The 19,465-nt window shown below is 59.6% G+C and carries 18 protein-coding genes and 1 pseudogene; 9 read left to right on the top strand and 10 right to left on the bottom strand.

The features are described 5' to 3' along the window. Position 1: 1 nt before the first annotated feature. Together AABM55_RS29465 and zigA are read right to left on the bottom strand one after the other, a co-directional pair. Positions 2-643, bottom strand: coding sequence for a DUF1826 domain-containing protein (locus AABM55_RS29465; protein ID WP_347928453.1), 642 nt, complete (start codon positions 641-643; stop codon positions 2-4). Then, complete coding sequence (zigA, locus tag AABM55_RS29470; protein ID WP_103314823.1) at positions 643-1,851, bottom strand: zinc metallochaperone GTPase ZigA; 1,209 nt, start codon at positions 1,849-1,851, stop codon at positions 643-645. The genes AABM55_RS29465 and zigA overlap by 1 nt, the downstream gene beginning before the upstream one ends. A gap of 138 nt (positions 1,852-1,989) precedes the next feature. Here zigA and AABM55_RS29475 point away from each other — a divergent pair, with 138 nt between their 5' ends. After that, complete coding sequence (locus AABM55_RS29475) at positions 1,990-2,367, top strand: glutamine synthetase (RefSeq protein ID WP_347928454.1); 378 nt, start codon at positions 1,990-1,992, stop codon at positions 2,365-2,367. Here the strand turns inward: AABM55_RS29475 and AABM55_RS29480 are convergent. Further along, the gene (locus tag AABM55_RS29480) at positions 2,364-3,575 is read right to left on the bottom strand and encodes an N-acetylmuramoyl-L-alanine amidase (RefSeq protein WP_347928455.1); all 1,212 of its coding nucleotides are present in this window, start codon (positions 3,573-3,575) and stop codon (positions 2,364-2,366) included. The two genes, AABM55_RS29475 and AABM55_RS29480, sit on opposite strands and share 4 nt — an antisense overlap. Before the next feature lie 86 nt (positions 3,576-3,661). Here AABM55_RS29480 and folE2 point away from each other — a divergent pair, with 86 nt between their 5' ends. The 7 genes from folE2 to AABM55_RS29515 are packed head-to-tail and all read left to right on the top strand — an operon-like array spanning position 3,662 to position 9,839. Continuing rightward, positions 3,662-4,558 (top strand): GTP cyclohydrolase FolE2, encoded by an 897-nt coding sequence (gene folE2, locus AABM55_RS29485; RefSeq protein WP_347928456.1) that lies wholly within the window; start codon positions 3,662-3,664, stop codon positions 4,556-4,558. Continuing rightward, positions 4,555-5,223 carry an ATP-binding cassette domain-containing protein gene (locus AABM55_RS29490; RefSeq protein ID WP_347928458.1) on the top strand — a complete coding sequence of 223 codons (669 nt, stop codon included), beginning with the start codon at positions 4,555-4,557 and terminating at the stop codon, positions 5,221-5,223. Before folE2 ends, AABM55_RS29490 begins: the two co-directional genes overlap by 4 nt. Next, on the top strand, positions 5,223-6,089 hold the full coding sequence (locus tag AABM55_RS29495) for a metal ABC transporter permease (protein WP_347928459.1): 867 nt from the start codon (positions 5,223-5,225) through the stop codon (positions 6,087-6,089). The genes AABM55_RS29490 and AABM55_RS29495 overlap by 1 nt, the downstream gene beginning before the upstream one ends. 11 nt (positions 6,090-6,100) lie before the next feature. Continuing rightward, the gene (locus tag AABM55_RS29500) at positions 6,101-6,985 is read left to right on the top strand and encodes a metal ABC transporter substrate-binding protein (RefSeq protein WP_347928461.1); all 885 of its coding nucleotides are present in this window, start codon (positions 6,101-6,103) and stop codon (positions 6,983-6,985) included. Next, positions 6,982-7,542 carry a DapH/DapD/GlmU-related protein gene (locus AABM55_RS29505; RefSeq protein WP_103314829.1) on the top strand — a complete coding sequence of 187 codons (561 nt, stop codon included), beginning with the start codon at positions 6,982-6,984 and terminating at the stop codon, positions 7,540-7,542. The genes AABM55_RS29500 and AABM55_RS29505 overlap by 4 nt, the downstream gene beginning before the upstream one ends. 2 nt (positions 7,543-7,544) lie before the next feature. Continuing rightward, the gene (locus AABM55_RS29510; protein ID WP_347928463.1) at positions 7,545-8,882 is read left to right on the top strand and encodes a dihydroorotase; all 1,338 of its coding nucleotides are present in this window, start codon (positions 7,545-7,547) and stop codon (positions 8,880-8,882) included. Positions 8,883-8,918: 36 nt separating this feature from the next. Then, positions 8,919-9,839 (top strand): His/Gly/Thr/Pro-type tRNA ligase C-terminal domain-containing protein, encoded by a 921-nt coding sequence (locus AABM55_RS29515; RefSeq protein WP_347928465.1) that lies wholly within the window; start codon positions 8,919-8,921, stop codon positions 9,837-9,839. Here the strand turns inward: AABM55_RS29515 and AABM55_RS29520 are convergent. Beyond that, a complete protein-coding gene (locus AABM55_RS29520) occupies positions 9,823-10,344 on the bottom strand; it encodes a DUF3617 domain-containing protein (RefSeq protein ID WP_054594808.1) in 522 nt (173 codons plus the stop codon). The two genes, AABM55_RS29515 and AABM55_RS29520, sit on opposite strands and share 17 nt — an antisense overlap. Positions 10,345-10,475: 131 nt before the next feature. Here AABM55_RS29520 and cls point away from each other — a divergent pair, with 131 nt between their 5' ends. Beyond that, positions 10,476-11,915, top strand: a complete 1,440-nt coding sequence (gene cls / locus AABM55_RS29525; RefSeq protein ID WP_347928466.1) for a cardiolipin synthase — start codon at positions 10,476-10,478, stop codon at positions 11,913-11,915. Here the strand turns inward: cls and cfaB are convergent. From cfaB to AABM55_RS29555, 6 genes and pseudogenes are all read right to left on the bottom strand, one after another. Beyond that, the gene (gene cfaB, locus AABM55_RS29530) at positions 11,912-13,099 is read right to left on the bottom strand and encodes a C17 cyclopropane fatty acid synthase CfaB (RefSeq protein ID WP_347928467.1); all 1,188 of its coding nucleotides are present in this window, start codon (positions 13,097-13,099) and stop codon (positions 11,912-11,914) included. The genes cls and cfaB overlap by 4 nt on opposite strands. Before the next feature lie 84 nt (positions 13,100-13,183). Beyond that, positions 13,184-13,294, bottom strand: a pseudogene (locus tag AABM55_RS29535) (DUF2063 domain-containing protein); the annotation flags it as partial. Positions 13,295-13,337: 43 nt separating this feature from the next. Next, on the bottom strand, positions 13,338-15,248 hold the full coding sequence (locus tag AABM55_RS29540; protein WP_347928468.1) for a cation-translocating P-type ATPase: 1,911 nt from the start codon (positions 15,246-15,248) through the stop codon (positions 13,338-13,340). Continuing rightward, positions 15,245-16,303, bottom strand: a complete 1,059-nt coding sequence (locus tag AABM55_RS29545; RefSeq protein ID WP_347928469.1) for a protease modulator HflK — start codon at positions 16,301-16,303, stop codon at positions 15,245-15,247. The genes AABM55_RS29540 and AABM55_RS29545 overlap by 4 nt, the downstream gene beginning before the upstream one ends. Continuing rightward, the gene (locus tag AABM55_RS29550; RefSeq protein WP_347928470.1) at positions 16,300-17,349 is read right to left on the bottom strand and encodes a protease modulator HflC; all 1,050 of its coding nucleotides are present in this window, start codon (positions 17,347-17,349) and stop codon (positions 16,300-16,302) included. The genes AABM55_RS29545 and AABM55_RS29550 overlap by 4 nt, the downstream gene beginning before the upstream one ends. Further along, positions 17,346-19,319 (bottom strand): protease modulator HflK, encoded by a 1,974-nt coding sequence (locus tag AABM55_RS29555; protein WP_347928471.1) that lies wholly within the window; start codon positions 19,317-19,319, stop codon positions 17,346-17,348. Before AABM55_RS29555 ends, AABM55_RS29550 begins: the two co-directional genes overlap by 4 nt. Positions 19,320-19,465: the final 146 nt, after the last annotated feature.

The raw sequence follows: 19,465 nt of genomic DNA on the forward strand, positions 1-19,465 counted from the left end.
ATCAACCGAGCCAGTCGAGCGTCAGGACCAGCCGACGCTCACCCGGTGCGGGTTGCGGCGAACGATGAATCAGCCCGAAACCCTCGTTGCCGTGCCACTTCTCGCCCTTGAGCAACGCCACTTCACCACAGAGCATTTGCTCACAGCCCTGCGGCTCGGCCTCCGCTCTGGCCAGATTCTTACGATCCATAGCGCCCTCTCTGAGCCACTGACTGCCGATGCCGGCGTAGGTGGTGATCAGCCGCACCGGCACATGATCGACATGAAAACGCGGGCACATGGCGTTATCCAGCACCCGCAAACGCAAGCCGATACGCGTCGCGCCCAGCAAGCAGGCAAACGCGCTGACCAACCATGAAACATCGGCGATAAACCCTTCGTGGCCCTCCAGGTCACTGTAGCTTTCGGCCAGGCCACGCAGATTGGGTTCAGCGTCGTCAGTCGCCAATTCCACCACCAACGACTCGGCCAGCGGCTCGTTCAGCGATAACAGCAATGCGCCGAAGTCAGCGATATGTGCCGGCAAACGACGCTGCCAGAGCGCCAGGTTGGTGCCGTCTTGAAGTATCTGCGTGAAGACGTCTGGGGTTTGCCCCTGTACCTGACGAACCACCGGGCGCGCTTTCAGACTCGGCGCCAACATCAGGCCGCCTCCTCTTCGAGCCATGGACCAAACGGGTCTGCCATCAGGCGCCAGCCTTCGACACCGAGGGACATTTCGTCATCGTTGAGCAGGCAGTTATCGAGGTGCGCGGTGAGTTGGGCAAAGTCGATATTCTGGCCGATGAACACCAGTTCCTGACGGCAATCACCGGTGGCTGGGGTCCAGTTTTCCATGATCGCGGCGGTACTTTCCTGATCCTGTGGCCACTGCGCTTTCGGTACGAAGCGCCACCAGCGACCGGCAAACCCGTGACGCATCAAGCCACCGGCCTGCGACCAGCTACCGGCGTCCTGATGCTTGCTGGCCAACCAGAAAAAGCCCTTGGAGCGCAGCAGTTTTCCGTTCACCCACGGCTGATCGATGAAGCTGAAAAAGCGCTGCGGATGAAACGGTCGACGCGCCCGATAAGCCATGGAAGCGATGCCGTACTCAGTGGTTTCCGGCACATGCTCACCGCGCAATTCCTGCAGCCAGCCCGGTGCCTGAGAGGCTTTTTCAAAGTCGAAGCGGCCGGTGTTGAGGATCTGTTTCAACGGTACTTCACCCATGACCATCGGGATAATGTGCGCCTGTGCGTTGAGCCGTTTGAGGATCGCGATCAACTCTTCGCGCTCTGAACTGCTGATCAGATCGATCTTGCTGATCAGCAGCACGTCGGCGAATTCGATCTGCTCGATCAGTAAATCCGTGATCGAACGCTCATCTTCCTCGCCAAGGGTTTCACCCCGTGATGCGAGGCTTTCGGCGGCCTGGTAATCGAGCAGAAAGTTCATCCCGTCGACCACCGTGACCATGGTGTCGAGCCGCGCGATGTCGGCCAGGCTTTGGCCTTCTTCGTCGCGAAAGGTGAATGTTTCCGCCACGGGAAGAGGTTCGGAAATACCGGTGGACTCGATCAGCAGGTAATCAAAGCGACCGTCCCTGGCCAGCTTGCTGACCTCTTCCAGCAGGTCTTCGCGCAAGGTGCAGCAAATGCAGCCGTTACTCATTTCGACGAGTTTTTCTTCGGCGCGGTTCAAGGTGACATCGCGCTGGACTTCGCTGCCGTCGATGTTGATTTCGCTCATGTCATTGACGATCACCGCGACCCGAAGATTCTCGCGGTTGCGCAGTACGTAGTTGAGCAGCGTGCTTTTGCCGGCGCCGAGAAAGCCGGACAGCACGGTAACGGGGAGACGATTGGGCATCAGGTGTTCCTCATCGGGAGTGGCCGGTCGGGCGATTTTTTAATGTTATAGTATAACAACATAAAGACACCAATCCCCCTCTTGCTCCCTGCGACGAAGGACGCAATGCTTGAGCCCGTTCGCACCACGAGAAAACCCATGCACAACGCCTTGAAATGCACACTGTTGAGCCTTTCGCTGTTGTTCGCGGCAAACGCCTGCGCGCAGGCATCGAGCCAGGCGAAGTGCACGCGCAGCGCCAATCTGCTGGCCTGCGTGGACCCGGACGGCAACACTTACAGCGTCGCCACGGCGGGCAGCACGACCTACATGCGCGGGTTTGAAGTGAGCGGTAAACGCTATTGGGCGCAAACCAGCAGCCGTTACGGCCAACTGACGTTCTTCACCGGTTTGGCATCGGATGGAGAAGCCTGGGTCGGTTACAGCCGCCGCGTTGGCTGGACCACCCTCAATCGGTTTTCCAGCTCCGGCGGTTCCAGCGGCAAGTTCACCTGTAGCCGACTGACGGGCTGCTAGACCTGCGATTTTTGCTGCGACTGTTGCCAGGCCATGTAACTGTTTAGCGGCGGATTCTTCTGAAAATAGCGCTGCAAACCTTCAAAAAGTCCGTCGGCTACCGCCTTTTGATGCCGCGCCGTCACCAGCCGTTGGCTGTCGCGGGCGTTGGAAATGAAGCCGGTCTCGACCAGGATCGATGGCACATCCGGTGACTTCAGCACCGCAAATCCGGCCTGTTCCACACGTTTCTGATGCAACGTGGTAATGCCTGCCAGGCTGCCAAGTACCGTGCTGCCAAGCTGCAAACTGGCGGCGATAGTGGCGTTCATCGACATGTCGAGAATCACCCCGGCGAGCATCGGATCCTTGTCCTTCAAGTTGAGCAGACTGCTTGCCCCCAGCAAGTCCGCGCCGTTTTCCCGTTGCGCCATGAAGCGCGCCGTGGCCGAAGTCGCGCCACCTTCGGACAATGCATAAACCGAAGCGCCAGAAGCCGTGAGCCGTGGCGCCGCGTCAGCGTGCACCGAGATGAACATGTCAGCCTTGTGCGTACGGGCGATCTCCACGCGCTTGCGTAGCGGCACGAAGAAGTCGTCGTTGCGCACCAATTTCACATCAAAACCTTTCTCGCGCTTCAATCGCTTGGCCAGCAATTGTGCGATGGACAGCACCACATCTTTTTCGCGCTCGCCTTTGGCACCAATTGCGCCGGGGTCCTTGCCACCATGACCGGGGTCGACCACGACGATGATGTCGCGCTTGGGGTGAGCCTTGTCAGCCGGTGTTTCACGCTGGACCAAAGGTGCCGCCGCAGCGATCTGCACGGGCGCGGCGTTGAGCAGGTCGAGCACCAGACGATGGCCCTGCCCGTCCTGTGGCGGCAGTTGAAAACTATTGAGCCGCACTGGACCGGTAAGGTCGAGCACGATCCGCGTATCGCCTTGTCCGAAGTGCCCGGAACGGATCGAACGAATCACCGTGTTGGTGAGCGCCAATTGGCTGAAGTCACCGCTGAGCTGCGCACCGCTCAAGTCGATGATCAGTCGCTCGGGCGCGCTCAACGAGAAGGTTTTGTACTGCACCGGTCCGCTCAGATCGAGTACCAGGCGAAGCTTGTCATCCGAACGCCAGAGCCGTGCATTGCGGATCTGCGTGGCCGACACGCCGAAGGGTAAAACCAGCGCAGCGCTGGCCAACAACAGGTTGAGCAATTGTCGCCTGTGCATAGTGAAAGACCGCTCGAGAAAAAGGTATCGTCGACTGTATTGTTATAATATAACATGGCAAAATATTTCCAACGATGGACCTGCTCATGAATGCGCTGACTTTGCCGGATATCGCCGCGCAGGCCTCACGCCAAGCCTTGCCACTCGAATGGGTGGGCATGTGCGGCATTGCTCTTCCTGTTGTGTTCGACGGTCAGCGATTAAGCGCAAGAGCCGACGCGGGCGTCAGTCTCGATGATGGCGAAGCGCGTGGCATTCATATGTCGCGGCTGTATCTGGCGCTGGAGATGCTGGAGCAAGAAAGCCTCACCCCGGCGTTATTGCGGCAAGTTCTGCAACGTTTCCTCGACAGCCACGAGGGTTTATCCAATGCCGCTTACCTGCGCATTCACGCTGATTTACTGCTCAAACGCCCAGCCCTGATCAGCCCTTTGGCCGGCTGGAAAAGCTATCCGATCAGCATCGAAGCGCGCTTGGAAAACACAGTGTTCCACGTGGAACTTAAAATTGAAGTTCTTTATTCGTCCACATGCCCCTGTTCAGCCGCACTGTCGAGACAACTTATTCAGCAGCAATTCATCGATGACTTTGCCAACAAGCCGTTGCAGCACGCCGACGTTTTGACTTGGCTCGGATCATCAAAAGGCATCGTCGCGACGCCCCACAGCCAACGCAGCAGTGCGCAATTGCGGCTACGACTGGATGACTATCTGGACGATCTGCCCTTGATCGCGGCGATCAATGATGCGGAAGCCGCGCTCGGCACCGCCGTTCAAACCGCAGTAAAGCGTGCCGACGAACAAGCCTTCGCTCTCGCGAATGGCCAGAACCTGATGTTCTGCGAAGACGCTGCACGACGTTTGAATCTGGCGTTGAAACGCTCTCCCGGCATCAAGGCATTTCAGTTGCGCGTGGTTCACGCTGAAAGTCTGCACGCCCACGATGCAGTCGCTGAAAGTCGTTGGAACTGGGAGGCCGCATGATTCGCTGCCAAGGGCTCCGCTGGGGTGCGCCCGGTCAACCGCTCACTCCCGCCCTCGATTTCGATTTACCCGGCGGAAGCCTGACCGCAATCATCGGTGCCAACGGCTCGGGCAAAAGCAGCTTGCTGAAAGTCATCGCCGGTCTGCAAAAGCCGCTGGCTGGCAAAGTTGCTCTCGACGTTTCACCACGGGGTGGCTTGTCCTTTTTGCCACAACAACAGCACCTCGACCGACAGTTCCCCATCAGCCTGCAAGAGTTGGTGAGTGCCGGATTCTGGGGCAACAAACAAACTCCGGACGTTCGCCGCCAACGCCTCGACAGCGTGCTGAACGACTGGTGTCTGAACGGTTTGGAACAACGCCCGTTGATGGCGCTGTCGGGCGGCGAATTGCAACGCGCCCTGCTCGCTCGTCTGAGCCTCGCCGAAGCGCCACTGTTGCTGCTCGACGAACCTCACGCCGCACTGGACGAACTCGGCCAGGCGCTGCTGTGGAAACACATCCACAGCTGGCACAACGAGGGCCGAACGCTGGTCGTGGTGTGTCATGACCTGGCTGCGGTTCGCCAACACATTCCTCAAGCATTGCTGATCAAAAGCTCGGGCTGTGTCCTGGCGCCGAGCCGTGAACTGATCCTCCAGCAACCACATACGCAGGTGGCGTAATGCTCGTCGCTGCGCAACTTTGGCAACCGTTCCACGAATTCGTGTTCATGCGCCGAGCTCTAATCGGCGGTCTGGTATTGGCTTGCAGCACCGCACCGCTTGGGGTGTTTCTGATCCTGAGGCGCATGAGCCTGATCGGCGACGCCGTGGCTCACGGCATCTTGCCTGGCGCCGCATTAGGGTTTTGGTTCGCCGGTTTGAGCTTGCCAGCACTGACCATCGGTGGCCTCGGCGCGGGGCTGAGCATGGCCGGATTGGCAGCGTGGATCACTCGCCGCACTGGCCTTCGGGAGGACGCCAGCCTGGCGGCGATCTACCCCATCTCGCTGGCCAGTGGCGTGCTGATTCTGGGGATAGCCGGCAAACGCCTCGACTTGCTCCACCTGTTGTTCGGCTCGGCATTGGCTGTCGATGGCCCAACATTAACCGGCATGCTCTGGGTCTCGGGGATCAGCCTGATCGCCATGGCGCTGATCTATCGGCCACTGCTGCTGGACACCCTCGACCCACTGTTTCTGCAAACCGTCAGCCGTCTTGGCCCTTTGGCACACGGCGTGTTTTTGACCCTGGTGGTGCTGAATCTGGTGATCGGTTTCCAGGCCATCGGCGCACTGATGGTGGTCGGTTTGATGATGTTGCCGGCCGCTGCTTCACGCTTCTGGAGCCGTCACTTGCCAATGTTGATGGCCATCGCCGGGCTGCTCGGCTGTCTCTCGGTATGGTTCGGTCTGTTGCTGTCGTTCTACTACTCGCTGCCCAGCGGCCCGGCCATCGTGCTGGTAGCCGGCGCGTTGTACCTGCTATCCGTGGTGTTCGGTCCGGTGCACGGACTGCTGCGGCGCCCGCCTTTGCTCACGTCCCAATGAGGTGTTTCCCGATGCGCGCTCTACTCGTGCTATTCAGTGTGTGGTTGTCGATGTCGCTTTCAACGGCATCGGCAGCCGAAAAGCTCCCGGTGGTCACCAGCTTCAGCATCCTTGCCGACATGGTTCATCAGGTCGGCGGCGAACACATCCAGATCACCAACATGGTCGGCCCGGACGCTGACGCTCATACCTACGAGCCCACTCCGGACGACGCCAAGGCCCTGCTCAAAGCCAAGCTGATCTTCAAGAACGGCCTCGGTTTCGAGCCGTGGCTGGACCGCATGGTTGCCAGCACTGCCACCAAAACCCCAGTAATCACCGCTAGCCGCGGGGTGATTCCAAGGACCATGAACGAGAACGGCGAGACCCTCCCCGACCCGCATGCCTGGCACAATCTGGCGAATACCGAACTCTATGTGAACAACATCACCAAGGCGCTGATCGCCGCAGACCCGGCGAACAAATCCGACTATGAACACAACAGCCAGACCTACCTGAAACAGATCTATCGTCTGCTGGCCGAAGCCAAAGCCAAGCTCGGCGCATTGCCTCCGGGCAACCGCAAGATCGTTACGTCTCATGACGCCTTCGGCTATCTGGGTCAAGCGTACGGCATCGACTTCATGGCACCTCAAGGCCTGTCCACCGAACGCGAACCGTCTGCCGCCGAAGTGGCCGCATTGATCACCCAGATCCGTCAGGCCAAGGTCAAAGCGGTGTTCATGGAAAACATCAAGGACGCCCGCCTGCTCAAGCAAATCGCCGATGAAGGCGGCGCGCACATTGGCGGCACCCTGTACTCGGATGCACTCGCCGCCGAAGGTCCGGCCAGCACCTTTTCCGGGCTGTTCAAATACAACCTCAACACGCTTTACAACGCCTTGAGCACGCCATGATCCGCAAGAACCCGTCCGGCGATTTGCCGCGGATTGCCGAGTCCGCCTACGTCGATAAAACCGCGATCATCTGCGGCAAGGTAGTGATTGGCGAGAACGTCTTCGTCGGTCCTTATGCGGTGATTCGCGCTGATGAAGTCGATGACTCGGGCGAGATGGAACCGATCACCATCGGCGCCAACTCGAACATTCAGGATGGTGTGGTGATCCACTCCAAATCCGGTGCAGCGGTGACCATCGGCGAGTTCAGTTCCATCGCTCACCGCTCCATCGTCCATGGCCCGTGCACCGTCGGGAACCGGGTGTTCATCGGTTTCAACAGCGTGCTGTTCAACTGTGCGGTCGGCGACGGCTGCGTGGTACGGCACAACTCGGTGGTCGACGGGCGAGACTTGCCGGCCGACTTCTATGTGCCGTCCACCACACGCATCGGCCCCAAAACCGACTTGTCGCAGTTTCCGCCGGTCAGCATCAGCGCCTCAGAGTTTTCTGAGGACGTGGCGCGCACCAACGTCGATCTGGTGCGCGGCTACAAAGCCCTGCAGAACGAGTTTTGAGCATGAGCAGCGTGCTGATTCGCAACGCCCGACTGGTCAATGAAGGCCGCGAGTTCGACGCCGATCTGCTGGTGGATCACGGGCGCATTGTGAAGATCGCCAGCAGCATCGAAGGTGAAAACGCGACGCTGGAAATCGACGCCAATGGCCAATGGTTGCTGCCGGGAATGATCGACGACCAGGTGCACTTTCGTGATCCGGGTGCACCGAACAAAGGCAGCATCCATACCGAATCGCGGGCAGCCGTAGCGGGGGGTATCACCAGTTTCATGGACATGCCCAACACCCGACCGGCAACCCTGACGCTCGATGCACTGGCCGAAAAAAAGCGCCGGGCGGCGATCCACTCGGTGGCCAATTACGGCTTTCACTTCGGCGTCAGCAACGACAACCTCGACACTGTCGCAGCTCTCAACCCCTGCGAGGTCGCCGGGGTCAAAGTCTTCATGGGCGCCTCCACCGGCAACATGCTGGTGGACGACCCGAAAATTCTTGAACGGCTTTTTGCCGAGGTTCCGACGATCCTGCTAGCCCATTGCGAACACACGCCAAGCATTCAGACCAACGAAAACAACCTTGCCGAACTGTTCGGGGAGAACATTCCCGTTGCGGCTCATCCGCTGATTCGCGATGCCGAGGCGTGCTTTCGCTCCTCCTCAATGGCGGTCGATCTGGCCAAACGACACGGCACTCGATTGCATGTTTTGCACCTGACCACTGCTCGCGAACTGGCCTTGTTCGAAGACAAACCGCTGAAGGAAAAACACATCAGCGCCGAAGTCTGCCTGCATCACTTGCTGTTCGATGATCGCGACTATCTGCGCCTGGGTAATCTCATCAAGTGCAACCCGGCGATCAAGACTCAAGCTGACCGCGATGCATTGCGCCAAGCGTTGCTCAGCAGCCGACTGGACATCATCGGCAGCGACCACGCGCCCCACACCTGGGCTGAAAAACAGTTGCCCTACCGACAGGCACCTTCCGGGTTGCCGCTGGTACAACACGCCCTCCCCGCGCTGCTGGAACTGGTGGCCGATCAGTTGATTCCACTGACCACCCTGGTGGCCAAAACCAGCCATCGCGTGGCCGATCTGTTTGCCATACCGGATCGCGGTTACCTGCGTGAAGGTTATTGGGCCGACCTCGTTTTGATCAAACCAGAGCCTGCCGGCAAAGCTGTTTCCCGGCAGCCGATTCTCGCTCAATGCGGCTGGACACCGTTCGCCGGGCAGCACTTTCGACACAGCGTCAGCACGACATTGGTTTCGGGGCAAATTGCCTGGCACGCCGAACGTCTAAATGAAGACTGTCAGGGTTTGCCCTTACGGTTTATGCGTTGAATAGCGTTTTGCATGAGACACCCAGGAAAACCGACGATGATTCACATCACCCTGCCTGACGGCTCGCTGCGCGAGTACGACCAACCACTCTCGGTATTTGAAGTTGCAGCCAGCATTGGTATTGGCCTGGCTAAAGCGGCGGTCGCCGGCCGGGTGAATGGCACGCTGGTGGATTGTGCATTCGTGATCAGTCAGGACGCACGGGTGAACATCGTCACACCGCAGGAACCGGAAGGTCTGGAGATCCTTCGCCGGTCTTGCGTGTGCTTGTTGGCGATGGCGATCAGGCAGCTCTATACCGAGGTAAAGCTGTACGCAGGTGCGGTTGTCGGTGATGGTTTTTACTGTGAACTTACCCACGAACAATCGTTACAGCTTGACGACCTGAAGCTGATCGAAGCGCGGATGTACGCCCTGGCAACCACCAACCACTCGATCAATTACGTGCTGTCGCAATCTCGGCAGGGGAACTTCGAAGAGATGGGTGATGGTCCGTACGTACCTTCAACCAGAGTATTGCAGGCGTTCACCCTGGCCCATCTTTGCGGAACATCGCGGCAACGGATTTACGGCGTGTGCTGGGCTAGTCAGCAGGAGCTCGATGAATGGCGAGCCCCGCAACAGGTAGTCGTCGTGAACATCGATGAGCGTCAGATCGGCTACGCACAATCAGTCACCGAAGCACTGCGTCGCGCAGGTTTTCGCGCCAACTCCGATCTACGCAAGAAAAACATCGGGAACAAGATTCGCCACCACACTCTGCTGGCGGTGCCCTACTTGCTGGTGATCGGTGACAAGGAAATGGACGGCGGATTCGTCAGTTTGCGCAGCGGCAAGGGCGAGGATTTTGGGCGGATGAGTGTTGAAGTGGTGTGTGAGCGGCTGCGGATCGAAGTGGACGCTGTCGCTGGCAAGGCCGCAGCCTTGCCAGCAATAGAGATCAAGCGCGAGGTTTGACCGTTCCGCAATCCTGTCCCAGCCACACGGCGCGTGTATCCATGCTGCCCTTTTGCTGAATGCCGGTGGCGTTGAACGTGCCGTTGACCGTGGTGTTGAATTCGCGATCGCTAAGGAACGTAGCAACACCGGCGCCCTGGGCTTTCGGGCAGCTGAAGCGGAATTTCCACTGGTTGCCGCTGCGGTCGGTGACCTGCTGCGTGCAGCCTGACTGTGGGTCTTGCAGGGGAATGGTGTCGGATTGAACCTGTGCCTGGGTCAGGCACACACGAATCCCTTTACCCCCCATGGTGATGCCCTGTTTCTCCAGTGCAGCCTTTTGTGCCGGCGTCATCTGGCTGCCCAACTGGTTAAGGATCAACTGCAGATCCGGGAGGTTCTGGTCATCGACCTTCATGTTGCTTGAGGTCAACTCCCACAAACCCGGTTGCAGCATCTGCGCCTGAGCGACCACAGGAAGTGACAAGCCAACAGCCATGGCCAAACCCAGCAGACGTACGTTCATCGAGTAACTCCTAGACAATAGTGCCCGTTAGACGTCGCCAATCTACTTCGGTTGCATGTCTAATTAAATAGCGACATTCACCGTGGAACATGGTCTGTTAAGCATTGAATTGTCAGGAGCATGATTGCCCCATGGATTTTTTTGGACCCCATCTTTTCGCGTATCTGATCGCGCTCATCCACTCACTGGGCACGATCGCCGCCATTCACGCCGTATTGACCGTCAGGACCGCTCAAGGCTCGATTGCCTGGGCCTTGTCACTGGTCTTCATACCTTACCTGACGCTGATCCCTTATCTGGTCTTCGGTCGCAGCACCTTCGACGCTTATATCAAGGCTCGTCGGCAAGCTAACGAAGAAATGCACAAGGCCATCGCCGACCTGAACTGGCGTCCGTGGATCGAGGAAGCGCTGACCGCCCGCGCCTCCAAAGCCTACACCTCGTTGCGGGCGATGCCGAAGCTGGGGCGGATGCCGTGCCTGGCAAACAATCAGGTACGGCTGTTGATCAACGGCCAGGCAACCTTTGACGCGATTTTCGACGCGATCCGTGCCGCCCGCGAAGCCGTGTTGATTCAGTTTTTCATCGTCCATGACGACCAGCTCGGCCGACGCCTGCAAACACTGCTGATGGAAAAATCCGCTGAAGGCGTCGCTATTTACCTGCTCTACGATCGAATCGGTAGCCACTCCCTGCCTCACAGCTATGTTCAACCCTTGCGTGATGCCGGGGTGCAGGTCGAAGCGTTTGCCACACGCAGTGGCTGGCTCAATCGGTTCCAGGTGAACTTCCGTAACCATCGCAAGATTGTCGTGGTCGACGGCGCGCTGGGCTTTGTCGGCGGGCATAACGTCGGTGACGAATACATGGGCCAGAAACCACCGCTGGCACCGTGGCGCGATACGCACATCGCCGTCAGCGGCCCCGTGGTTGCGTGCATGCAGGAGTCTTTCGCGGAAGACTGGTTCTGGGCCTCCCGAAAACTGCCACCGCTGATACTGCCACAGAGCTACCCCGATGACGGCGTGCTCTGCCAACTACTGGCCAGCGGACCGGCGGACCCTTACGAAACCTGCTCGCTGTTTTTCGTTGAAGCCATCCACTCCGCGACCGAACGCGTGTGGATCACCAGCCCGTATTTCATACCCGATGAAGCGGTATTTGCCGCGCTACGCCTGGCGGTGCTGCGCGGTGTCGATGTGCGGCTCCTGTTGCCATCTCGACCGGATCACCGGATCGTCTATGCCGCCTCCAGCCTGTACGCTTTCGAAGCGGTACGCGCCGGGGTTCGGGTATTCCGTTACCAACCGGGCTTCCTGCATCAGAAGGTCGTGCTGATCGACAGTGAGATCACGGCCATCGGCAGTGCGAATCTGGACAACCGTTCGTTCCGGCTCAACTTCGAAGTCATGCTACTGACCGTCGACAGCGAATTCGCAGGTTTGGTGGAACATATGCTCAACGACGACTTTGCTCAGGCCCACGAAATTGCCAAAGGCGAAAGCCGGAAGACCCACCGCCTGCAACAGCTTGGCATGCGGGTCGCCCGGCTTATCTCGCCGATCCTTTAAGGGTTGTAGATATCGTCACGCGTCCACGGTAGCTCATGGCTGCCGTCGGGATGGGTCTTGACCGCGAGGATCTGGTGCAAGTTGATCCAGCCCCGCGCGAACGCATAGGCGCAGCCTGCCAGATACAGTCGCCAGATCCGCAGCGCCTGCTCCGGCACCTCTTTGGAAGCGGCTTCAAGGTTGTCCTCCAGCCGCTCGCTCCAGTGGTCCAGCGTGCGTGCGTAATGCAGACGCAGGCTTTCGACGTCGACGATCTCCAGCCCCGCTTCACTGATTTCAGCCGAAATCATCGACAGGTGCGGTAATTCCCCGTTAGGGAATACGTAGCGCTCGATGAAGTCACCCGCTCCGCGTCCGACCGGCCGGCCATCTGTGTGCTTGGCGGTAATGCCATGGTTCATCACCAGGCCGCCTTCACGCACGGCACCGAACAATGTCTTGCAGTACTCCGCCAGGTTGGCGTGCCCGACGTGTTCGAACATGCCGACACTCACGATCTTATCGAACCGCCCATCCTGAGGCAGATCGCGGTAATCGAGCAGTTGTAGCTCAACCTGATCCTGCAAACCTTCAGCGATCACCCGCTCCCGGGCCAATGCCAACTGCTCCTTGCTCAGGGTGATGCCAAATACTTTCGCCCCAAACTCTCGCGCCGCATAACGCGCCAACCCTCCCCAACCGCAGCCGACATCCAGCAGGTATTCGCCGGGTTGTAGCCGTAGTTTGCGGCACAGGTGGCGGAATTTTGCTTGTTGGGCCTGTTCCAGGGTTTCGCTACCGGTTTCGAAGTAAGCGCAGGAATACGCCATGTCACTGTCGAGCCAGAGCTGATAGAAAGCATTCGAGAGGTCGTAGTGATAGGAAATCGCCGCTGCGTCGGTGGCTTTGTCATGGACAGAGCGCACCGGCTGCTTGCCGTCGACATCATCCAGCAACGCTTGGCTCCACTCATCACATACCCGGATCACATCGCTGATCTGGCCTTCAAGTTCGAGCTTGCCCTCAACGAAAGCGGCGCCCAGCAGGTCAAGGCTTGGGCGAGTGAATTGAGACACTAATTGTGGGTCCTTGACCACAATCGTGACGCTGGGCGCAGGGCCCAGATTAAATTCATGGCCGTCCCAGAGTCGCAAGCGAAGCGGTAATTGCAGATTCTGTAAGGCCGGTGGCAGTTGCGCGAGCATGAATAGTCCCCCTTGTTTCAGACGTCTGATTTGAGGGTAGACCATTGTGGAAAATTAGCTGGCTATCGATTTAATAGCCTTTTCCTATGAGTCACGATAGAGCAACAAGCTGTCGTAAACCCACTGTTTCAGCCACGTAACGACCTGAAGAGGTGCGCCCTCTTCACAGTTGACTGTCAATTGTGCGCACAGTTCGCCAGCTGCTACAGGTCGCGTTACGAACTGACCGGCCACGTCCTCAACCCTCTTCTTTCAGCTTCAGCAGCGGTTCCTGGAACCGCAACAAACGCCCGGCATTGCCCAACACCAGCAACGTGCTCAGGTTATGCAGGACCGCAGCGATCATCGCCCCTGCCGCTCCCAGCCAGCCAAACGCGGCGAACGCGACGATCGCCAGCGTCCAGCCCAGACCGATGATCACATTGACCTGCAAGGTCTGCCGGCACTGGCGGCTCAGGCGTACGCAAGTCCCGAGTCGACGCAGATCGCTGCCGATCAATACGATGTCGGCCGAGGCCAGGGCGATGTCTGCCCCGCCCGCGCCCATGGCCACTCCGACCACGCCAGCCTTCAGCGCCAACGAATCATTGATGCCGTCGCCGACCACCATCGGCCGGAAACCATTGTCGATTTCAGTCAGGACGCGATTGAGTTTGTCTTCCGGCAAGGCTTGCGCCTCGACATCGCTGATGCCGACTTCATGGGCCAGGCTGTGGGCGACGCTTTGTCGATCACCGGTCAACAACAACTGCCGGCCAAGGCCCAGTTCGCGCAGTTCTCTCATGGCAAAACGCGCTTCCGGTTTGACGCTGTCAGCCAGCAACAACCACGCGAGGAAACGTCCATCCAACGCCAGACCGGCAATCGGCCCATCGTGCACCGGCACCGTCGAGGTGGCGATGCCCAACTGCGCAAACAGCTCGGGTCGGCCGAGCGCCGCTTCGCCCTGTTCGGTCATCGCCACCACGCCCAGGCCCTGGCGTTCCCGAATATCCGACAGCAACAGGAAATGCTCCTGAGCGACCAACCCGGCCAATGCCCGACTGACCGGGTGGCTGCTGGCCGAACCGAGGCTGGCGGCCAGTTTCAGTAAGGTGCTGCGGTCCTCGACCGGGCTGTCGATCGACTGCAAACGCAACGTGCCGAACGTCAGGGTGCCAGTCTTGTCGACTACCAACGACGTCAGGTCCGCCAACTCTTCAAGGAATGCCGAGCTGCGAATCAGAATGCCGTGGCGCGCCGCTACCGCGATCCCGGCAATCGCCGTGGCCGGGGCCGACAGCACCAATGCACATGGGCAGGCGGCAACCAGTACTGCGAGCATTGCTTGCGCATCATTGGTGACGAACCAGGTCACTGCGGCCAACAGCAACACCAGCACCATGTAGCTGCCGGCATAGCGTTCCAACAATCGGGTGATCGGTGGCTTGGAGCGCTCGGCGCTTTGCATCAGCGCAATGACTTTGCCGAGGGTCGATTCGTTGCCGGTGCGGGTCACTTCCAACCGCAGCAAACCATCGAGGTTGATCGCCCCGCCGAACACTTGCATGCCGACGATGGCCTCAAGCGGCACCGACTCACCGGTAATCGGCGCAGTGTCCAGGCTCGCTTGACCGGACAACACCCGCCCATCCGCTGGGACTCGATCGCCTGCGCGCACTTCGACGATGTCTCCAGCCTTCAGCGTAGCGTTGTCGATTTCGATAATCGAGCCATCGGCCTGAACCTTGCGTGCGTGGCTGCGCGTCAGACGGCCCAGCGCGTGGATCGCTTCCTGAGAGCCAATCACGCTGCGCTCTTCCAGGACATGGCCGAAGATCATGATGATTGGCAACAAGGCCGCGGTCAGCAGATCTCCCGTCGCCCAGGCGCCCATCATCGCCAAGGCGATCAGTTGATCGGTGATTCCGTGCAGGCTCGGATAGCGCAGGCTGTACCAAGCCGAACGCATGACCGGAACGGCCACCAGCAACGAAGCCAACCCGAGCAATAACTGGCTGACACCGGTTTGCTCCGGCGACAACCAGCGCCAGACCAGCCCCAGGCCGAGCAAGCCCAAAGCGAGCATCGCCAGGGTCAACTGGCGTGCGGCGCTGCGTTGTTCAGCCGTGCTCAGCATGCTTGGCGCGGCGGCAGTTTGAGTTGTCATTGTTCGGCTCCCTGAATGATCAGGCGGGAATCGTCTTTAGGGTTGACCGTGGTAACCGAGCCGGCCTGACCGAGAATTTTCGGCATGCGCTCGCGATAGATCCGCAGGAGCATTTCCGGGTCGCTGCCCTTCTGTTGCGCCTGCGCCAGGCTGAGCACCGTGGCGGTGTCGGCCGACGCTTTGGCCAGGCGTTCACTTGCTTGAGCGTGAGCCACTTGCAGCGTGCGATCAGCTTGTTGGGTCGCGGTCTGAGTAAGTTTTTCGGCTTCAGTACGTGCGTTCGCTACGGCCTTATCTGCCTGCTGACTGGCAGTCAGTACCGCGTTGAAAGCATTGACCGCAGGTTCGGGCAGACTCGATTGCACGTCGACCCGGGCGACTTCGATCCCCAGTCCCAACCCCGTCGCGGCTAACTCGGCCAAGCGTTGATTGATCCCTTGCACCAGATCACCGCGCAGACGTTCGCGACGTTCGGCGGCCTGATTGTCGGCACCGATCAACTCCGGCCGAGCGACCAGAATGGTGTCCAGGTCTCGTGCAGCCGTCAGCGCCACCGCACTGCGAGTCACCAAACGATCCAGCGCCGGCAGCACATGTTCACCCTGCAGGACGAAGGCGTAAGGCTCGGTCACTTTGTAAAACACCCGAACATCCAGTTGCACCACGCCCGAATCGCCAGTGAGCAAATACCCAGAACCGGCCAGCGCATCGCTCAGTGGATTGGCGAAACTCGCCACACGCTCACCTTGCAGCGCAGCATCGGAGCGCAGCAGATTTTCCACCCGCCGTTCGATCACCCGATCCGCTGCCGGCAACAAAATCACCTGCTCGAACGGACGCGGCCACGCCAACAGCAGGCCGGCGTTCTGGTTGCGATCCAGCGCGCCGAAGTGCATCACCACGGCGCGATTCTGCGGATCAATCTGCCGCACATTGGAGAAAGCCCAGGCCAACGCGGCCAACACCGTTACCGCATAAAGCGCGAGAAATGCCAGACGCCCCGCCTGAATCCACGGGCTGTCGAGTTCATTTGTTCCACGTGGAACCACCCTCATGGCTGAGACCCAGACTTGTTATCCAGCGTCGGCGGTCCATCAACCAACACCCGGAATGGCGCAGCATCGGTACGCAGAATCAGCTTTGTGCCAGGCTTTATCATCGTGTCCAAGGTGTCCAGCGAACGCAGCAAGTTGTACAACTGCGGCGAACCCGTGTAAGCCTTGCCGTAGATTTGCGCGGCTTCAACCCGCGATTGGGCCTCGATGTCCGCAGCCTTCACTGTGGCGTCAGCCTGGACGATCCGTGCATCGCGCTCGGCGGCCGAGCGGATTTGCGCCGCCTCTCGCTTGCCGATGGCCGTGCGTTCGGTGGCAATGGTTTCACGCTCGGCACGCATGCGATCGACGGTGGCGGTCAGGGTCACTGACGGCAGTGTCAGCCGTTCGATACCCACTTGCAGCACACGCACGCCGTAAGTGGTCAGCAGTTGTTGATCGATCTGCTTGCGCAGTTGCGCCTCGAAATCAGCGATATGCACTTGGTTGGCGTCGGTGTTCACCAGGTTGGCCAGGTCGAAACTGCTGGCAGTGGTTTCCAGCGCCGAGCCGACAAACGTACGAATCTGCCGCGCTGCTTCGTCCGGTTGGTTCTGCACCGCTCGCATGAAGCGTTGCACATTGTCTGGATCACCCTGCACCTGCCACGCGACATAAGCCTGAACGATGATTCGCAAACCATCGCGGGTGCCCACGTCCTGCAAACCGCTGGAGGTGGTGCGCAGTCGCAGGTCGACCGGAATCGCCGCCTCGAACGGTGTCGGCCAGCGCCAACCGAGGCCAGGCTCCAGCAGCACCCGCGAAGGATTGCCGAAACGGGTAATCACCGTCGCCTCGCCCGAGCGCACTTGCACCAGGCTCGCCGCCGCAATGGCAAACAGCACCAGCAGCGCCGCCCAGCCCATGCGTCGCCACGGGAAGGGGCCCGCCTCTTGCGGGTCGCCATGGTGATGATGGTGATGGCCGTGATGATGCCCGCCATGGCCATGGTCGTGGCCGGCGTGGTCGTGATGATCATGCGGCTCGTGGGAATGCGACGGGCTCAATTGGCGGCTCCTGACTGAACGGGTTGACGTGACGGCGAAGTGTCAGTCGGTAAGGTGGCGGGTAACGTGTAGCTGCGTAAGTCGATGGTCGGCGTACTGTTGCCGCCCAGACGATGATCGAGGACCAGTACTTTTGCGTTGGCTAATCCTTGGCTCAGTTGTGCGAAATATTGCTCCAGCACAAAGGCCCGACCGGCTACGGCGTAGGCTTTGCGCTCGGCAGCGAAGCGCAGGTCGGCGGCCTGGGCCGTAGCGTAGACTTCGCGGGCCGTGGCCAGCGCCTGGTCATGGGCGACACTGGCCTGCAATTGCGCCTGATTGGTCTGCTCGGCAGCTGCGCCACGCTCGCGCGAGATCAACGCTTGCGCGCCGATCTGCGCCGCTTGCACGCCGTGATAGGCGTTGGCAGCTCCGGCCGGAGGGTGAATCGCTTCGACGACCGTAGCGAGGATTTCCACGCCGCTGTCGAGCTTCTGCAAATCAGCCTGCACGGCACGACCAATGTCTTCGGCGAGCCCTACCCGATCGGCCCCAAGCAAACCGTCGAGGGTCCGCGAGGCGAAATCGTGCACCAGAATCCGGCTGGCGGTGCTGCGAATCAGTGTGGGTACATCGGTGCTGTTGTAGGTCGCCGCCAACGCGGCCTGATCGCTCAAACCGATGCGGTAGACAAAACGCACGTCCATATTGACGATCTGGAAGCTCTGTTTATCGTTGCTGCTATTGGCAATCACCTGCGACTTGTCATTCACGTGGCTGGCATCCCACAACCGATTGGCAATGGCCGGTGCGGGCCCTTCCGCAGGATCAGCCACCGTCACCGCTGGCGTGTCACCGACGCTGGTCGCCAATTCGTGAACCACACCATTTTCGACGCTCAGCACCCGGCCCAACGGCCAAGGCAAACCGGCATGCAAACCCGGACCAAACACCTGCACCGGCTTGCCAAAGCGCTCGTAGATCCCCCGCCCTTGCAGCGGTATTTCGTGAATCCCGGTGAGCAGCCACCCCACGAACAGCACCACGCTCAGCACAGGCAAGAAGGCCCGACGCATGTAAGTGAAAGCCCAGATCTGCCGCAGATCGATACCAAAGCGGTTATGCAATTCGTGCTGCAACGCCAACAAAGGTTGTGGTGGCCAGCGCAACATGTCCGCGACAAAACTGCGCGCCAGCAACGTCGGTTCGAGCAGATCGCGACGCGGACTGAACAACGACAACACCGCACGCAGCAACAACTCTGCGGCGACCAGCCCCGGCAATAGACCGATCAATACCGCCAGACGCACCGGCCAGACAGCAGTTTCGCTGCTGAACAACAGGCAGAATGCGCCGGTCACCAGACAGATGATCGCCACGCGAGTGAGCTGCGCCAACTGCCCGGCTTCGGGCCATTGCGCGGGAACTTCCTGAGTCAGTTGGCGCTCGCACACCAGCAAGCCGAACGCCAGCAACAACGATAGCGCCGCCCCAACGCTGGCCGAAAGACCCAGTGCAGCGGCGGGTAATGTCAGGTTCCAGAATTGTTCGAGGCTGAACAACGCCAGCAATGACCAACCGGCCAGCCACAACGTCGGTGCGCCGATCTGCGCCAGCAACCCGATCCAGCGCTCACCCGCTCGCGCCAACAGTCGCTCATACCAGCCGAGCGCCTCGATCGGTTCGAGCTGCTCCGCAGCCAGCACAACCACCGGTTCAACCAGCGCCCGCGCCCGCCATTGGGTGATCCACCAGGCCGATTGCAAACCGGCCACCACCACGATCAACGCCGAAGACTGACTGACCAATAGCGGCGGCCAGATCGATTGCGGTGCAAATAGCCCGACAAAAAACGCCAACAACAAGCCTGCTGCTGCGAGACTCGCCAGGCCGATGCCCACCCGCTTCAACCGACGTCCGTGAAACACCGCCTGCTGAAAACGCGGCAGTCCTTCCACGTTCGTCCCCTCAGCCTCCAGATCGACTTGCATACCACCTCAGTACTTGCTGTTACGTGAACCAGACCTGTGGATAAGTCGTCAGGCCGTTGCATTTTTTGCAAATCGTTACGATATAACGATGGTAGTGAATTTTTGGCTCCCCGCCCATCACCCAACCCGCACATATAAAGATGAAA

It is taken from the genome of Pseudomonas helvetica (assembly GCF_039908645.1).
In the GTDB taxonomy this organism is placed as follows: domain Bacteria; phylum Pseudomonadota; class Gammaproteobacteria; order Pseudomonadales; family Pseudomonadaceae; genus Aquipseudomonas; species Aquipseudomonas helvetica.

What these genes read in the sequence shown, in the direction of transcription:
- AABM55_RS29515 (WP_347928465.1), top strand. Translation starts at nt 8,919, where the DNA reads ATGATTCACATCACCCTGCCTGACGGCTCGCTGCGCGAGTACGACCAA.
- AABM55_RS29475 (WP_347928454.1), top strand. Translation starts at nt 1,990, where the DNA reads ATGCACAACGCCTTGAAATGCACACTGTTGAGCCTTTCGCTGTTGTTC.
- AABM55_RS29500 (WP_347928461.1), top strand. Translation starts at nt 6,101, where the DNA reads ATGCGCGCTCTACTCGTGCTATTCAGTGTGTGGTTGTCGATGTCGCTT.
- AABM55_RS29490 (WP_347928458.1), top strand. Translation starts at nt 4,555, where the DNA reads ATGATTCGCTGCCAAGGGCTCCGCTGGGGTGCGCCCGGTCAACCGCTC.
- AABM55_RS29505 (WP_103314829.1), top strand. Translation starts at nt 6,982, where the DNA reads ATGATCCGCAAGAACCCGTCCGGCGATTTGCCGCGGATTGCCGAGTCC.
- AABM55_RS29555 (WP_347928471.1), bottom strand. Translation starts at nt 19,319, where the DNA reads ATGCAAGTCGATCTGGAGGCTGAGGGGACGAACGTGGAAGGACTGCCG.
- AABM55_RS29465 (WP_347928453.1), bottom strand. Translation starts at nt 643, where the DNA reads ATGTTGGCGCCGAGTCTGAAAGCGCGCCCGGTGGTTCGTCAGGTACAG.
- AABM55_RS29495 (WP_347928459.1), top strand. Translation starts at nt 5,223, where the DNA reads ATGCTCGTCGCTGCGCAACTTTGGCAACCGTTCCACGAATTCGTGTTC.
- AABM55_RS29520 (WP_054594808.1), bottom strand. Translation starts at nt 10,344, where the DNA reads ATGAACGTACGTCTGCTGGGTTTGGCCATGGCTGTTGGCTTGTCACTT.
- AABM55_RS29540 (WP_347928468.1), bottom strand. Translation starts at nt 15,248, where the DNA reads ATGACAACTCAAACTGCCGCCGCGCCAAGCATGCTGAGCACGGCTGAA.
- folE2 (WP_347928456.1), top strand. Translation starts at nt 3,662, where the DNA reads ATGAATGCGCTGACTTTGCCGGATATCGCCGCGCAGGCCTCACGCCAA.
- AABM55_RS29545 (WP_347928469.1), bottom strand. Translation starts at nt 16,303, where the DNA reads ATGAGGGTGGTTCCACGTGGAACAAATGAACTCGACAGCCCGTGGATT.
- AABM55_RS29480 (WP_347928455.1), bottom strand. Translation starts at nt 3,575, where the DNA reads ATGCACAGGCGACAATTGCTCAACCTGTTGTTGGCCAGCGCTGCGCTG.
- cls (WP_347928466.1), top strand. Translation starts at nt 10,476, where the DNA reads ATGGATTTTTTTGGACCCCATCTTTTCGCGTATCTGATCGCGCTCATC.
- zigA (WP_103314823.1), bottom strand. Translation starts at nt 1,851, where the DNA reads ATGCCCAATCGTCTCCCCGTTACCGTGCTGTCCGGCTTTCTCGGCGCC.
- AABM55_RS29510 (WP_347928463.1), top strand. Translation starts at nt 7,545, where the DNA reads ATGAGCAGCGTGCTGATTCGCAACGCCCGACTGGTCAATGAAGGCCGC.
- cfaB (WP_347928467.1), bottom strand. Translation starts at nt 13,099, where the DNA reads ATGCTCGCGCAACTGCCACCGGCCTTACAGAATCTGCAATTACCGCTT.